Annotated in this window: 13 protein-coding genes, 2 rRNA genes and 1 pseudogene; 12 read left to right on the forward strand and 4 right to left on the reverse strand. The window is 72.5% G+C overall.

Annotation, left to right across the window (positions count from 1 at the left end; genetic code table 11):
* The 5 genes from BM242_RS28045 to BM242_RS28065 all read left to right on the forward strand — a co-directional run.
* Window positions 1-191 (forward strand): 23S ribosomal RNA (locus tag BM242_RS28045); the annotation flags it as partial.
* Between the two features lie 69 nt (window positions 192-260).
* Window positions 261-377, forward strand: a 5S ribosomal RNA gene (gene rrf / locus BM242_RS28050).
* An 89-nt stretch (window positions 378-466) separates the two neighbouring features.
* On the forward strand, window positions 467-1,639 hold the full coding sequence (locus tag BM242_RS28055) for an acetoin utilization protein AcuC (protein ID WP_093841767.1): 1,173 nt from the start codon (window positions 467-469) through the stop codon (window positions 1,637-1,639).
* A 668-nt stretch (window positions 1,640-2,307) separates the two neighbouring features.
* Window positions 2,308-2,517 (forward strand): helix-turn-helix domain-containing protein, encoded by a 210-nt coding sequence (locus BM242_RS28060; RefSeq protein WP_093841768.1) that lies wholly within the window; start codon window positions 2,308-2,310, stop codon window positions 2,515-2,517.
* 190 nt (window positions 2,518-2,707) lie between these two features.
* Window positions 2,708-2,806 carry a 30S ribosomal protein bS22 gene (locus BM242_RS28065; RefSeq protein WP_003948845.1) on the forward strand — a complete coding sequence of 33 codons (99 nt, stop codon included), beginning with the start codon at window positions 2,708-2,710 and terminating at the stop codon, window positions 2,804-2,806.
* Window positions 2,807-2,973: 167 nt separating this feature from the next.
* Here the strand turns inward: BM242_RS28065 and BM242_RS28070 are convergent, their stop codons facing one another.
* The 3 genes from BM242_RS28070 to BM242_RS28080 all read right to left on the reverse strand — a co-directional run bounded on the left by BM242_RS28070 (window position 2,974) and on the right by BM242_RS28080 (window position 6,469).
* Window positions 2,974-4,287, reverse strand: a complete 1,314-nt coding sequence (locus tag BM242_RS28070; protein ID WP_093841769.1) for a DUF5667 domain-containing protein — start codon at window positions 4,285-4,287, stop codon at window positions 2,974-2,976.
* Window positions 4,288-4,461: 174 nt separating this feature from the next.
* Window positions 4,462-5,253, reverse strand: coding sequence for an ECF subfamily RNA polymerase sigma factor, BldN family (locus BM242_RS28075; RefSeq protein WP_093841770.1), 792 nt, complete (start codon window positions 5,251-5,253; stop codon window positions 4,462-4,464).
* 319 nt (window positions 5,254-5,572) lie between these two features.
* Window positions 5,573-6,469, reverse strand: coding sequence for an HAD family hydrolase (locus BM242_RS28080; protein ID WP_093841771.1), 897 nt, complete (start codon window positions 6,467-6,469; stop codon window positions 5,573-5,575).
* A gap of 74 nt (window positions 6,470-6,543) precedes the next feature.
* On the opposite strand from BM242_RS28080, the gene BM242_RS28085 reads away from it, so the two are divergent.
* The 7 genes from BM242_RS28085 to BM242_RS28115 all read left to right on the forward strand — a co-directional run bounded on the left by BM242_RS28085 (window position 6,544) and on the right by BM242_RS28115 (window position 14,321).
* A complete protein-coding gene (locus tag BM242_RS28085; RefSeq protein ID WP_093841772.1) occupies window positions 6,544-6,840 on the forward strand; it encodes a glutaredoxin family protein in 297 nt (98 codons plus the stop codon).
* A 293-nt stretch (window positions 6,841-7,133) separates the two neighbouring features.
* Complete coding sequence (locus BM242_RS28090; protein WP_245834577.1) at window positions 7,134-7,970, forward strand: redox-sensing transcriptional repressor Rex; 837 nt, start codon at window positions 7,134-7,136, stop codon at window positions 7,968-7,970.
* Window positions 7,967-9,463 carry a glutamyl-tRNA reductase gene (locus BM242_RS28095; RefSeq protein WP_093841773.1) on the forward strand — a complete coding sequence of 499 codons (1,497 nt, stop codon included), beginning with the start codon at window positions 7,967-7,969 and terminating at the stop codon, window positions 9,461-9,463. Before BM242_RS28090 ends, BM242_RS28095 begins: the two co-directional genes overlap by 4 nt.
* Complete coding sequence (gene hemC / locus BM242_RS28100) at window positions 9,460-10,488, forward strand: hydroxymethylbilane synthase (protein WP_093841774.1); 1,029 nt, start codon at window positions 9,460-9,462, stop codon at window positions 10,486-10,488. The genes BM242_RS28095 and hemC overlap by 4 nt, the downstream gene beginning before the upstream one ends.
* Before the next feature lie 47 nt (window positions 10,489-10,535).
* Window positions 10,536-12,317 (forward strand): bifunctional uroporphyrinogen-III C-methyltransferase/uroporphyrinogen-III synthase, encoded by a 1,782-nt coding sequence (locus BM242_RS28105; protein WP_093841775.1) that lies wholly within the window; start codon window positions 10,536-10,538, stop codon window positions 12,315-12,317.
* Between the two features lie 97 nt (window positions 12,318-12,414).
* A complete protein-coding gene (gene hemB, locus BM242_RS28110; protein ID WP_093841776.1) occupies window positions 12,415-13,410 on the forward strand; it encodes a porphobilinogen synthase in 996 nt (331 codons plus the stop codon).
* Between the two features lie 155 nt (window positions 13,411-13,565).
* Window positions 13,566-14,321: an SDR family NAD(P)-dependent oxidoreductase gene (locus tag BM242_RS28115; protein WP_093841777.1), complete on the forward strand. Its 756-nt coding sequence runs from the start codon at window positions 13,566-13,568 to the stop codon at window positions 14,319-14,321.
* Between the two features lie 211 nt (window positions 14,322-14,532).
* On the opposite strand, the pseudogene BM242_RS28120 reads toward BM242_RS28115, so the two are convergent.
* Window positions 14,533-14,833 (reverse strand): annotated as a pseudogene (locus BM242_RS28120) (IS110 family transposase); the annotation flags it as partial.

Below are 14,833 nucleotides of genomic sequence, written 5' to 3' on the forward strand. Positions count from 1 at the left end.
ATGGCTGGTTGGCTACGTTCGGGATGGATAACCGCTGAAGGCATCTAAGCGGGAAGCCGGCTTTGAGATGAGGACTCCTGCCCACGTTGATGGGGTAAGGCTCCCTGGAGATGACGGGGTTGATAGGCCGGGGATGGAAGCCTTGTGAGGGGTGGAGTCGACCGGTACTAATAGGCCGAGGGCTTGTCCGCAGGTGCTACGCGTCCACTGTGCGGTTCTGGAACAGCAACCCGGAACCGGTGTTGTGTGTTCCTTGGTGTTTCGGTGGTCATAGCGTGAGGGGTACGCCCGGTTACTTTCCGAACCCGGAAGCTAAGCCTTGCTGCGCCGATGGTACTGCATGGGGGACCGTGTGGGAGAGTAGGACGCCGCCGAACAAAACGTGAGAAAAGGGGTCCACCCGGCTTTCGAGCCGGGTGGACCCCTTCTTCTGTTTCGGTTCAGGGACTTCGTATAGCGTTGCCGCATGGCTAGCGGCAGATCGTGGCTCCTCTGGGATGAGGCGGTCACCGGGTACAACTTCGGTCCCGGGCATCCAATGGACCCGGTGCGGCTCGCGTTGACGATGCGTCTGGTGGAGGCTTTCGGGCTGGAACAGGCGTGTGAGGTGCTGGCGATGAAGCCGGCGGGCGAATCCACGCTCAAGCTGGTGCACCGGGCGGACTATGTGAATGCTGTGAAGCGGGCTTCCGCCAGGCCCGCCGGTGCGGACGAGAACTACGGGCTGGGGACGCCGGACACCCCGGCCTTCCGGGGGATGCACGAAGTCTCCTCACTGATCGCCGGGCAGTCGGTCGGCGGGGCCGAGGCCGTCTGGGAGGGGACCACCGAACACGCCGTCAACTTCGCGGGCGGCCTGCACCACGCGATGCCGGGCAGCGCCGCCGGCTTCTGCGTCTACAACGACGCTTCGCTGGCGATTGCCCGGCTGCTGGAACTCGGCGCCGAACGGGTCGCCTATGTAGATGTGGACGTGCATCACGGCGACGGCGTCCAGGCGGCGTTCTGGGACGATCCCAGGGTGCTGACGATTTCCCTGCACGAGCATCCCCGGACCCTTTATCCGGGCACCGGATGGCCGGAGGAGACCGGACACGGCGCCGGCACGGGATATGCGGTGAACGTCCCGCTGCCGCCGGGCACCGGCGATGCCGGCTGGCTGCGTGCCCTGCATGCCGTGGTGCCCGAGCTGCTGGCGGACTTCGCCCCCCAGTTCCTGGTGAGCCAGCACGGAGTGGACACCCACTTCGACGATCCGCTGGCCCATCTGGCGCTCAGCGTGGACGCTCAGCGGGCCGCCATGGAGGCCTGCCACTCCTGGGCCCACTCCCATGCCGCGGGCCGCTGGCTGGCCCTTGGAGGCGGCGGCTACGCCGTCGTGGACGTGGTGCCGCGGAGCTGGACGCATCTGGTGGCGATCGCCGCCCATGCGCCCGTCGAGCCGGAGACCGCGGTCCCCGAGGAGTGGCTCGCCCAGGTCTACGCCCTGGCCAGGATGCGCGGCCCGGCACGGATGACGGACGGCCGGCGGCCCGCCTGGCGGGCGTGGGAGGACGGCTACGACCCCGCCGACCCGGTGGACCAGGCCATTCGTGCCTGCCGGCGGGCCGTTTATCCCGCGCACGGACTGCTGCCCTGACCACGCGGGGCGTGCGCCCCCTGCGACATTCGCGCCCCGTTCCCGGGTTCCGGGGCCGGGGCGCCGTATGCCTCCCCGGGTACTACGCATCGTTGGCCGAGACGCCGTCGGCGGCTGATGGCCCGGTCTCCCCCCGCCGCAGGGGAGATCTATCGACATAACGACGAGATTCGGCGTACGTGGACCTCTCTGACGGACGATCAGCAAGTGGCTTTTGTTGAAGATCAGACCAACTCGTGCGTCTGCCACCTATCGGCTCCGCCGGGACCGCGCCGATGCCCTCCGGGGGGTGGGCCAGGGGTCTTTACCGACCGTGGTGCGCTGCTCCACGGGGTGGTGACGGCTGACCAGGCTGGGTCCTGCGGTGCTGGTCAGCCCGGCAATGACGGCTTCGGCCGGACGGGCCGGGGCGCGCCGGCGGTGTTTCTGGGGCGGCGCGGGGGCATGGTCCTTCCGGTGGGAGCCGAGGCCGGCCGGGGAGCGCGTCCCGGAGGGTGTCCAGACACCCGTTATGTGGCCAATCGGGCTTGCTGGCACGGGAAAAGCCAGTTCCAGCACCTCTTCCCCACTTGCATCATGCGCCCCTAACCTGGGGAGGAGCGCACATGCGAGAGGGAGTCACCGGAGGGGAAGCCGGTGTCCGACATGTGCGGAAGGTCAGGTGTGACATGGCAGCTGGTGAGAGGCTTCTCAGTGAGGCCAAGTTCCTGACCGTGGCGGAAGTCGCCGCGGTGATGCGAGTGTCCAAGATGACGGTGTACCGCCTGGTTCACGCCGGTCATCTGCCGGCGATCCGGGTGGGACGGTCCTTCCGGGTTCCCGAGCAGGCAGTGCACGAGTATCTGCGCGAGTCCTTCGTCGGCGCCGAGAGCGCGTAGCGAAGGACACCTCGCGCGCAGTGCGCGCGGATCGCGCGAAGCCCTTCCGCAAGCCCACACGGCGTATCCGGCCGATCCGTCCGCCCCCTCGATTAACCGATCGCAGGGGTCGGGCGGTAGGCTTGGCCGGGTGTAGGTCGTGTGGGCTCGGACGCCCCGCACCGAGAAATCGATAAAAGCGAGGGTAGTCGTGGGCTCTGTCATCAAGAAGCGGCGCAAGCGTATGGCGAAGAAGAAGCACCGCAAGCTTCTGAAGCGCACGCGAGTGCAGCGCCGCAACAAGAAGTGAGCGAGCGCCGCTGATGGCGGCCCTCCTTCCCGCGCGGGTGGGAGGGCCGTACTGATGAGCACCGTGCTCACACGGCTCCGCGAAGCCGTCGAGGGGCGGTTCCGGACACCGGCAAGGTGTCCGGAACCGCCCCTCGGATTTCGCCGGCCCCCGAACAGCGAACGGGGTCAGTCGTCCGGAGTTATGTCGAGGCCGAGGCTCGGGAGCAGTCCGTCGATGAGCGGCGGAATGGTGACGTCCGGCTCGGGGGACTGGGTCTCCTCTCCGGTGCCCGGGGACTCGGTGGCCTCCCCGGTGTCCTCCTCGCCACTGCCGGTGTCCAGACCCGGGTCGAGCAGCCCGCCGCCGCCCAGCAGCCCGCTGTCGCCGTCCGGGGTCCCGGTCTCGGCCGACGGGGAGGAGACGGACGGCTCTCCGGCGCCCGCGTCCCCCTCGGCCGATGCCTCGGGAGAGGGACCACTGCCCGAGGGGCTGGGTTCCGCCGGGTACGGCGACTCCGTCAGCGGACCGGCCCCGGTGGCCCCCTCACCGGGCTGTGCCGGGACCGGCGGCCGGTCGTCCGCCCGCCGCGGCAGCACGTCCTGGAGCGGCTCCAGATCGTCCGCTATGGCGTCGAACAGCTCGCTGACGTCCTCGCTGACGTCGGAGAGCTCCGGCGGCAGCTTGCCGCGCAGCTCGTGCCAGGTGGTGCCGTGCCGGTCGTGGAAGGACGACAGGGTGAGCATCGGGCCCAGCTCGCCGTCCCGTTCGTAGGACTCGCTGAGCAGCCGGTGCCCCTCGGCGGCGTCCCCGTGCATGCTTGCCAGGGCGGTGCGCACCTCGGCCACCTGCTCGGTGTCCAGATCGCCGGCCTTCTGGCGCTCCATCAGCCGACGGGCCTCGTTCAGCCGGGTGGAGGCGTGGTCGAGGTAGATCTTGCCGCGGTCGGCGTCGCCCCGGGCGAGGTCCAGGCGGAAGTCCTCTATGCCCCGCTTGAGGCCGTAGAGGGTGTCGCCCGGCAGGGCGTCGGTGGAGGCCGCGGCGACCCCGCCGAAGGCCCCCGCGGCCACCCCGACGGTCAGTCCGCCCGCCGTGAGCCCTTTGGTCAGCCGGGACCTCGGGCGCAGCCGGGCCAGGGCGTGGGCCGGGGTGACGCGGTGGCTGCCGCGCCTGCCGTCCCGCTGGTCCGGCAGGCCGGGGACGCGTTCGCCGCCTGGGGAGCTCTCCATGGCCTCCATGGCGGCCACCAGCCTGGCCCGCTGGACCGTTTTTGTCTCGGCGCTCATGGCCGGTCTGGGCAGGGCGCGCAGCCCGTCCGCCAGGGCCAGCAGGGTGGTGCGTTCGGCGGTCTCCTCCGGCGTGCTGTGCTCCGGCGGGGCCGGAGCCAGGTCCGGAATCGGGTCCGCCGCCGTCCCCCCGCCGGCTCCCGGGTCGCCTGGGGCCTGCTCGTCGAGAGCCCGGGCGAAGGCGTTGGCCCGCCGGCCCGTCACGGAACCGAGCACGGGCGGCACCTCCTCTCGTCTGCACGATGGGCTTCCCGCTGCTCGGCCGCGGCTTTCCGACCCGCGGCTACAGGAAGCCTGCAACCCGACAACGACCGGCCGGGCACTCGGGTTACGGCTGGATGATGATCTGACTGATCGCATGCGATCGATTGCGTAGCGCGAAGAGAGCAGCTATCGCGCATCGTCGGGCAACAAGCGGGCAAGGGTGCGAACGGCCCGGTACTGGAGGGTTTTGATGGCGCCTTCGTTCTTGCCCATCACCCGGGCGGTCTCGGCCACCGACATGCCCTGCAGAAAGCGCAGGGTCACGCACTCCTGCTGCTGCGGGTTGAGCCGCCGCACGGCCTCCAGCAGGGCGGAATTGGACAGCGACTCCAGCACCGAGTCCTCGGGGCTGCGCTCCACCTCGTTGGCGTCCAGCATTTCCCCGGTGGTGACCTCCAGCCGGAAGCGGCTGGACTTGAAGTGGTCGGCGACCAGATTGCGGGCGATGGTGACCAGCCAGGCACCGAAGTCGCGGCCCTGCCAGGTGAAGGTGCCGATCCGGCGCAGGGCGCGCAGGAATGTCTCGCTGGTGAGGTCCTCGGCGGTGGCCCGCCCTCCCACCCGGTAGTAGATGTAGCGGTAGACGGTGTCGGAATAGTGGTCGTAGAGCCGGCCGAAGGCTTCCGCCTCGCCGCTCTGTGCACGTTCGACGAGATCCATCATGCGGCGGCTCTCGCTCTCGGCGGCGGGACGGCGCGAAGCGGCCGCCTCCGCCGGGCGGGGGCCGGCCGCGCGGCGGGCCCGTCTGCGGACCGGTGCGGTGCCTGCCGCGCCTTCGGCCAGGGCGTAGGCGGGCCCGGCGGGGACAGCGGCGGCGAGGTGGGGCCCGGCGGTGGGGACGAGGCCGCGCAACTGGTCCATGACCGTGGTGCGCAGCGATGCCAGGCCCGAGGCGTCAACCCCGACGTGTGGGTACACGGGACTCCCAGAGGCAGAGCTTCCAACACGTGCAGTGCGGGCGGCCCGGGTGTCACCTGGTGGGTGACGCACGAGCCGGGATGCGTCTGAGGAGAATAACGCTTCGTACAGGACGTGCTACGCGTAGTTGCGAAAATCGCCGATTAGGTTTGAAGTGTTACGCGTTGAGCGCGCCGCGCCATGCCAACGCCATGCTGAACCTGATCGGTCTGAGACTGCTTCGATCCGATGGGGGACCGAGTTCATTCGGCCGGCCTTGGGCGGTCTGCCGGCGCACCGGCCGGGGTAGAACTCCCGGATGGGCCGCGCGGGCCCCTGCTCAGCGGCGGCGGCGCTGCAGCGCCAGGGCGGCGAAGGCGCCGCCCACCGCGGCACCGGCGCCGGCCGCGGCGGGCACTCCGACCCGGATGGTCTTGCGGCCGGTGCGGTAGTCGCGCAGCCGCCAGCCGTGCCGCCGGGCGTGCGCCCGCAGCCGGCTGTCCGGATTGATCGCATACGGGTGGCCGACCAGGGAGAGCATCGGGATGTCGTTGGCCGAGTCGCTGTACGCGGCGCACCGGGCCAGGTCCAGGTGCTCGGCCTCGGCCAGCGCCCGGACCGCCGCCGCCTTGGCCGGCCCGTGCAGCGGCTCGCCGACCAGGCGCCCGGTGTAGGCACCGGCCACCGATTCGGCCACCGTGCCGAGCGCGCCGGTCAGCCCGAGCCGCCGGGCGATGATGGTCGCCATCTCCACCGGTGCCGCGGTGACCAGCCAGACCCGCTGTCCGGCGTCCAGATGGGCCTGGGCCAGGGCCCGGGTGCCCGGCCACATCCGGCCGGCCAGATTCTCGTCGTAGACCTCTTCCGCGATCGCGGTCAATTCCGACACCCGGTGACCGCGGACGATCGACAGTGCGCTGTCCTGTGCATCCTGCATGTGACCTGCGTGCTCATCGCCGATCAGCCGGAAATAGGCCTGCTGCCAGGCGAAGCGCAGAAGTTCGCGTTTCCGGAAGAACTTGCGTTTGTACAGCCCGCGGCCGAGATGGAAGATCGCCGCGCCCTGCATGATCGTATTGTCAAGATCGAAGAAGGCGGCGGCACGTACATCGCCCGGAACCGGGAATTCCGCAACGGGGGCGGCGGGGCCGGGCAGGGCGCTCAGGGCCGCCTCGGCCGAGGCCACGCCGGCGAGCTCGCTCGGGCCGGCGGCTTCGGTGCGGGACGGGCGGCGCATGCGTCGAGCATAACGGCCCGGGGCCGACCGGCCGGTGGCGCGCAGGTGTCCCCGGCATGGAGCGGCGCTGCACAATGGCTGCCATGACTCCCCTGCTGCACCGCTCCGGCGGAAACCGCCCCCGCGACCCCGGTGACCGCCTGGTCACGCTGATCGGAAAGCCCGGATGTCATCTCTGCGACGAGGCCCGGACGGTGGTCGCCGAGGTGTGCGCCGAACTCGGGGCGGCGTGGGAGGAGAGGGACATCACAGCAGACCAGAAGCTCTACGACGAGTACTGGGAGCAGATCCCGGTGGTGCTGGTGGACGGAAAACAGCACGACTTCTGGCGGGTGAAGCCGGAGCGGCTGCGGGCCGCACTGGGCGGGTAGCCGGGCCGTCGCCCGGGCGGGCGGCGGGAAAGTCTCCGCCCGATACCGGACCGATAGCGGAACGTGCGGTATGGCGCGTTTTCGCTTACCATTCGAGGTCGTTTTGTCTGCCCGGGGGTAAACGTGAGGAGTGTGGTCCGGTGTCCCACTGCGCATCTGTGGCACCGGTCACTTTGCACGGACATAACGGACAGTATCTTTGTGCACGCGTTCACAAGGGCATAGCCTGGCACCTACTGGGCGGTCCGGATGTCAGGGGCCGCGCACCGCTTCGCTCGACCGGCAGGAGCACCGTGGCAACTGGCCGACCCCATCGACCGGCGACTCGCAGCCGAGGGATTCCCGAGGCGACGGTCGCCCGGCTCCCCCTGTATCTGCGCGCGCTGACCGCACTGTCCGAGCGCTCGGTCCCCACGGTTTCCTCGGAGGAACTCGCCGGTGCGGCCGGGGTGAATTCCGCCAAGCTGCGCAAGGATTTCTCCTACCTGGGCAGCTACGGCACCCGGGGCGTCGGGTACGACGTGGAGTATCTCGTCTACCAGATCTCGCGTGAGCTCGGTCTCACCCAGGACTGGCCGGTGGTGATCGTCGGGATCGGTAATCTCGGCGCGGCCCTGGCCAACTACGGCGGCTTCGCCTCCCGGGGCTTCCGGGTGGTCGGCCTGATCGACGCCGACCCGGAGCTGGCCGGCCGGCAGGTGGCCGGACTGACCGTGCTCCACAGCGACGAGCTGGAGCGGGTCGTGGAGGAGAACGGTGTGTCCATCGGCGTGATCGCCACCCCGGCCGGGGCGGCCCAGCAGGTCTGCGACCGGCTGGTGGCCGCCGGGGTCAGCTCCATCCTGAACTTCGCGCCCAGCGTGCTGGCCGTGCCGGACGGGGTGGATGTGCGCAAGGTGGATCTCTCCATCGAGCTCCAGATCCTCGCCTTCCATGAGCAGCGCAAGGCCGGCGAGAACGCCGCCGCGCTGCCGGAGCCCGAGAACGGCGAGGTCACCCCCGTGGAACCGCCGGCCACTGCCGCGGTCACCCGCGGCCGGACGGACCGGGAGGGGCAGCCCGCCCGGCCGGACGGCGGACCGGACTCGGACGGCGGAACGGACAGCGCCCCGGCGGTGATGCCCGCATGAGCCTGCTGGTCGTCGGTCTCTCTCACCGCAGCGCGCCGGTCAGCGTGCTGGAGCGGGCCGCGCTGGCCCCCGAGGCGCGCGGCAAGCTGCTGCGCGACCTGGTCGAGGTCTCGGACGGCGACGGCGCCCTGGAGGCCGCGGTGCTGTCCACCTGCAACCGGATCGAGGTCTATGCGGCCGTCGGCCGCTTCCACGACGGGGTGGCCGAGTGCACCCGGCTGCTGGCCCGGCACAGCGGGGTCAGGGCGGACGAGCTGACCCCCTACCTCTATGTGCACTACGAGGACCGGGCCGTGCACCACCTGTTCTCGGTGGCCTGCGGCCTGGACTCGATGGTGGTGGGCGAGGGCCAGATCCTCGGCCAGATCAAGGACGCGCTCGCCCTGGCGCAGGACGAGAACACCGCCGGCCGGCTGCTGAACGAGTTGTTCCAGCAGGCGCTGCGGGTGGGCAAGCGGGCGCACACCGAGACCGGCATCGACCGGGCCGGCCAGTCCCTGGTCACCTTCGGGCTGCGGCAACTGGCAGCCGCCCCGGGCGGGCCCGCGCGGGCCGGGGGCGACGGGGCCGGGCGGGGCGACGGGGAACCCGGCGGCTGGCCCGCCGGGCGGCGGGCCCTGGTGATCGGGGCGGGTTCGATGTCCTCGCTGGCCGCGGCCACCCTGGCCAGGGCCGGAGTGGCCGAACTGGTGATCGCCAACCGGACCGTGGAGCGCGCCGAACGGCTGGCCGAGAACCTGGCCGGGATCTGGGGCGCGGACGGCGGCGCCCCGGCCGGGGAGCACCGGCTGCGCCCGGTCCGCGCGGTGCCGATCAACGCCATCTCGGTGGCGGCCGAGCTGGCCGTGGCCGATCTGGTGGTGTCCTGCACCGGCGCCACCGGGCTGGTGCTGACCACCGAGGCGGTGCGCGGCGCGGTGGAGCGCCGGCCGGCCGGCCGGCCGCTGGCCCTGCTGGACCTGGCCATGCCGCGCGATGTGGACGCGGGCGTGCACCGGCTGACCGGCGCCCGGCTGGTGGACATCGAGTCGCTGGCCGAAGCCTCCGCCGACGCGCCGCTGGCCGCCGATGTGGAGGCGGCGCGCGGGATCGTGGCCGAGGAGGTGGCGGCGTTCCGGGCCGCGCAGCGGGCCGCGCACATCACCCCGACCGTGGTCGCGCTGCGCACCATGGCCTCCGGTGTGGTGGCGGGCGAGCTGGCCCGGCTGGAGGGGCGGCTGCCCGGCCTGGACGACAAGCAGCGCGCCGAGATCGCACAGACCGTGCGCCGGGTGGTGGACAAGCTGCTGCACGCGCCCACCGTGCGGGTCAAGGAGCTGGCCGGTGAACCGGGCGGCGCCGATTACGCGCATGCGCTGCGCGAGCTGTTCAACCTCGACCCGCAGCGGGTCGCGGCGGTCAGCCGGCCGGAACACGGCGAGCCCGGCGGGGGACGACCGCCGGCCGCCCGGGACCGGTCGGCAGCGGAAGCGGAAAGGGGGCGGCGGTCATGAGGGCGCTACGGCTGGGCACGCGGCGCAGCAGGCTGGCCCTGGCCCAGTCCGGGATGATGGCCGAACGGGTCAGGGAGCTGACCGGGCGGCCGGTGGAACTGGTGGAGATCACCACATACGGCGACATCTCGCGGGAGGAGCTGGCGCAGATCGGCGGCACCGGGGTGTTTGTCTCGGCGCTGCGCGAGGCGCTGCTGCGGGGCGAGATCGACCTTGCCGTGCATTCGCTCAAGGACCTGCCCACCGCGCAGCCCGGGGAGCTGGTGCAGGCCGCCGTCCCGGCCCGGGCCGACGCCCGGGACGCACTGGTGGCACGGGACGGGCTGGGCTTCGCGGAGCTCGCCGCGGCATCGCTCGCCGGCGACCGGCCGCCGCCCCGGATCGGTACCGGCTCGCCGCGTCGCCGGGCGCAATTGCATGCTTGGGCCAGGCAACTGGGTTGCGAGATCACAACGGTTCCGCTCCGGGGGAATGTCGACACCCGGATCGGGTACGTGCGCTCCGGCGCGCTCGACGCCGTCGTGCTCGCCGCCGCCGGGCTGCACCGGGCCGGCCTGGCCTCGGAGATCACCGAGGCCCTGCCCACCGACGCGGTCCTGCCCGCCCCCGGCCAGGGGGCACTGGTGATCGAATGCGCCGCGTCCGACGCGGAGCTGATCGCGGAACTCTCCGGGCTCGACGACCCGCCCACCCGGGTCGCCGTGACCGCGGAGCGAGCCCTGCTCGCGGCACTGGAGGCCGGCTGCAGCGCGCCCGTGGGGGCGCTGGCCGGCCTGCACGCCGACGGGCCGGGTCCGGACCCGTACCGTCCGGAAGCAGCAGGAGCAGCAGAAGTAACCATGCTGCATCTGCGGGGCGCCGTCGGCACCACCGACGGCTCCACGCTGGTGCAGTTGTCCGCCACCGGTCCCGTACCGGCGTCCCCCGGGGAGGCGCTGCGCCATGCCGATCGCATGGGCCGCGAACTCGCCGCCGAGATGCTTGCGAAGGGCGCGGCCGGTCTGATGGGGGAGCGAGCACATTGAGCCCCACCACCGCACAGCCCGCACAGCCCGCGCAGCCGGTCCGGCGCATGACGCAGCCGGCACAGCCGGCCGCCCTTTCCCACGGGCACGTCACCTTCCTCGGGGCCGGACCGGGTGATCCGGGTCTGCTGACGCTTCGCGCCGTGGAGGCGCTGGCGCAGGCGGATGTCCTGATCGCCGACCCCGGGGTGTACGAGGTGGTCGCCGCGCACATCCGGCCGGGGGCGGAGGTTCCGCTCCGGTCCGCGCCGGACGCCGGCGACACCGGGAAGGCCGCAGCCGCCGCGGACGCCGCGGCATCCGCCGGGCAGTCCGCCCCGGCGGCCGGTGCCGACGGCACGGCCGGCGCCGGGCAGGGCACGCATGGCGCGCATGGCGGGCATGAAGAGGTGTCACCGTCGGCCGTCGCGGAGCGGACCGGCGATGCAGCAGATCTTGTCATGCGGGCCGCGCGCCGCGGCAAGCGGGTGGTCCGTGCGGTAGCGGGCGATCCGGTGCTGGACGCGGACACCACCGCCGAGATGCTGGCCTGCTCGGCCGAGGGCATCACCTTCGAGGTGGTGCCGGGCATCACCGAGGCGGTCGGGGTGGCCGCCTACGCCGGGGTGCCGCTGCGCGCCGAGGACCGCGCCGATGTGCGGCTGGTCGACGCGCGCACCGCGGACGACCGCTGCTGGAGCGAGATCGGCGGCAGCGATGTCACGGCGGTGCTGTCCACCACGCTGGCCGGGGTGGGCGCCATGGCCACCCGGCTGATCTCGGCCGGGCGCAAGCCGGACACCCCGGTGTCGGTGACGGTCGGCGGCACCACCACCCGGCAGCGCACCTGGAACGCCACGCTGGGCACGGTGGAGCGGGCCCTGAAGACCGCCAAGGTGCTGCCCTCGCCCGAGGGAGAACGTTCCGTCATAGCGGTGGTCGGAGAGCGGGCCGCGGCCCGGCAGGAGTCGCTGGCCTGGTTCGAGTCCAAGCCGCTGTTCGGCTGGCGGGTGCTGGTGCCGCGCACCAAGGAGCAGGCGGGTGCGCTGAGCGAGCAGCTGCGCAGCTATGGCGCGGTGCCCAGCGAGGTGCCGACCATCGCGGTGGAGCCGCCGCGCACCCCGCAGCAGATGGACCGGGCGGTCAAGGGCCTGGTCACCGGCCGCTACGAGTGGATCGCCTTCACCTCGGTGAACGCGGTCAAGGCGGTGCGGGAGAAGTTCGAGGAGTACGGGCTGGACGCCCGGGCGTTCGCCGGGATCAAGGTGGCGGCGGTCGGCGAGCAGACCGCGCGGGCGCTGATCGACTTCGGCGTGCGGCCGGATCTGGTGCCCAGCGGCGAGCAGTCCGCGGCCGGGCTGCTGGAGGACTGGCCGCCGTACGACCCGGTCTTCGACCCGATCGACCGGGTGCTGCTGCCGCGGGCCGACATCGCCACCGAGACACTGGTGGCGGGCCTGGTGGAGCTGGGCTGGGAGGTGGACGACGTGACCGCGTACCGCACGGTGCGCGCCTCGCCGCCGCCGGCCGAGACCCGGGAGGCGATCAAGGGCGGCGGCTTCGACGCGGTGCTGTTCACCTCCTCCTCCACGGTGCGGAACCTGGTCGGCATCGCGGGCAAGCCGCACCATGTGACGGTGATCGCCTGCATCGGCCCGGCGACCGCGAAGACCGCGGAGGAGCACGGGCTGCGGGTGGATGTGATGGCGCCCGAGCCGTCGGCGCTGCGGCTCGCGGAGGCGCTGGCGGAGTTCGGCGCCAAGCGTCGGGCGGCGGCGCTGGCCGCGGGCGAGGTGCTCAAGCGTCCCAGCGAGAAGCGTCCGCAGCGCCGCCGCGCCCGGGCGAAGTGACCGGGGTGCCGCCGCCGGGTCCCCGGCGGCGGCCCGACCCGGCCCCCGGCGGGGGAGTAGCATCGGCGGGGTCGCCGGCCGGTGGAGGAGCAGCGCTGTGAGCAGTGGGTACGGGGAGTTTCCCGGGACGCGTCCGCGGCGGCTGCGGGCCACGCCCGCGCTGCGGCGGATGGTGGCGGAGCACCGGGTGCATCCCGCCGATCTGGTGCTGCCCGCGTTCGTCCGGGAGGGGGCCGCCGAGCCCGTTCCGCTGGCGTCCATGCCCGGCGTGGTGCAGCACACCCGGGACTCGCTGCGCAAGGCCGCCGTGGAGGCGCTGGAGGCCGGGGTCAGCGGGATCATGCTGTTCGGCGTGCCGGAGACCAAGGACGCCGTCGGCTCCGCCGGTACCGACCCGGAGGGCATCCTCCAGGTGGCCATCCGGGATGTGCGGGCGGAGGTGGGCGAGGCACTGGTGATCATGTCCGACCTCTGCCTGGACGAGTCCACCGATCACGGCCACTGCGGGGTGCTGGACGGGCACGGCCGGGTGGACAACGACGCCACGCTGGCCCGCTATGCCGAGATGGCGCTGGTGCAGGCGGAGGCCGGGGCCCGGGTACTGGGCCCGAGCGGGATGATGGACGGCCAGATCGGCCATGTCCGGCGGGCGCTGGACGAGGCCGGCCACCAGGAGGTGTCGCTGCTCGCCTACACCGCCAAGTACACCTCCGCCTTCTACGGCCCGTTCCGGGACGCGGTGGAGTCCGGGCTGACCGGGGACCGCACGACGTACCAGCAGGATCCGGCGAACGCCCGGGAGGCGCTGCGCGAGCTGGCCCTGGACCTGGCCGAGGGCGCGGACATGGTGATGGTCAAGCCGGGGCTGCCGTATCTGGACGTGCTGCGCAGGGTCGCCGACGAGGTGGCCGTGCCGGTGGCCGCGTACCAGGTCTCCGGCGAGTACGCGATGATCGAGGCCGCGGCCGGGCAGGGCTGGATCGAGCGGGAGCGCGCCATCGACGAGTCGCTGCTGGCCTTCAAGCGGGCCGGCGCCGACGTCGTCCTCACCTACTGGGCCGTCGAGGCCGCCCGCCGCGCCGCCCGCGGCTGAGCCGAGGCGCCGGTGGCGCCCGCCGTGTCCGGCGGCCCGGGCACCGGCCCGCCCGCATCCGCCCGCCGGGCTGCTGTGATCATGTGAGAGGCAGCGCGGCCGTGCGGTCGTATGCGGCTGTACGGCGGCGGAACGGACGGAGCGGAAGGCGGCGGATGACGGTGCGTACGGCGGTGGTGACGGGGGCGAGCAGCGGGATCGGCGCGGCGACCGCCCGGCGGCTGGCCGCGGCGGGCTTCCGGGTGGTGCTGACCGCCCGGCGTGCCGAGCGGATCGAGGCGCTGGCGCGGGAGCTGACCGGGAGCGGCCACCGGGCGGTGGCCCGCCCGCTGGATGTGACCCGGCGGGCGGACGTCGAGGAGTTCGGCGCCTGGCTGGGCGGCTGCGACGTGCTGGTGAACAACGCCGGCGGCGCCCTGGGCCTGGACCCGGTGGCCACCGGCGACCCGGCGGACTGGCGGGCCATGTACGAGGTCAATGTGATGGGCGTGCTGCACATGACCCAGGTGCTGCTGCCGGCGCTGCGCGCCGGCGGTGACGGCACCGTGGTGGTGGTCACCTCCACCGCCGGGCACGGCACCTATGAGGGCGGCGCGGGCTATGTGGCCGCCAAGCACGGCGCCCATGTGCTCGCCCGGACGCTGCGCCTGGAACTGGTGGGCGAGCCGGTCCGGGTGATCGAGATCGCCCCCGGCATGGTGAAGACCGACGAATTCTCCCTGGTCCGGTTCGGCGGCGACCGGGAGCGGGCCGGGCGGGTCTACCAGGGGGTGGCCGAGCCGCTCACCGCCGAGGACGTCGCCGACACCATCGCCTGGACGGTCACCCGGCCGTCCCATGTCAATGTCGACCTGCTGGTGGTGCGGCCCCGCGCCCAGGCGTCCAACACCAAGGTGCACCGGGGGGAGTGAGCGGGGAAGGAGCGGGACGGCCCGTCCCGGCGTGCGTCCGGGGCGCGGGAGAAGCCGGTCGGGCACCCGGACACCGGTGGGGGGTGGACGGGCCGTCGCTGAAAGATTTGCTCAACCACAGGAATCCGGCAAGGGGGTCTGCGGCCGGAGAACGCCGGAATGTTCCCGGCCCGCGGCCGGAGCCGGTCAGACATCCCATGGCGTTTTGATGTCAAGCGGCGGTGGTGGGGGTTGCGTGGTGTGACCACGCGGTGGCCTCGTCGTAGTGGGTACGGGTCTTGAGGCAGCCGTGGAGGATGCCGACGAGGCGGTTGCCGAGCTGGCGCAGGGCGGGGTTGTAGCCCGAGTCGCGGGCGCGCTGCTTGTCGTAGTAGCGCCGAGCGCCGGGCGAGGTGTTGATGGCGGAGAACGCTTGTCTCTGGAGGGCATCGGCGAGGCGGTCGTTGCGGGCGAAGCGGGCTTGGACGCTGTGGGTCCTGCCGGAGGCGCGGGTGATCGGGCTGGTGCCGGCG

The sequence above is a fragment of the Streptomyces aidingensis genome (assembly GCF_900112355.1).
Taxonomy (GTDB): domain Bacteria; phylum Actinomycetota; class Actinomycetes; order Streptomycetales; family Streptomycetaceae; genus Streptomyces; species Streptomyces aidingensis.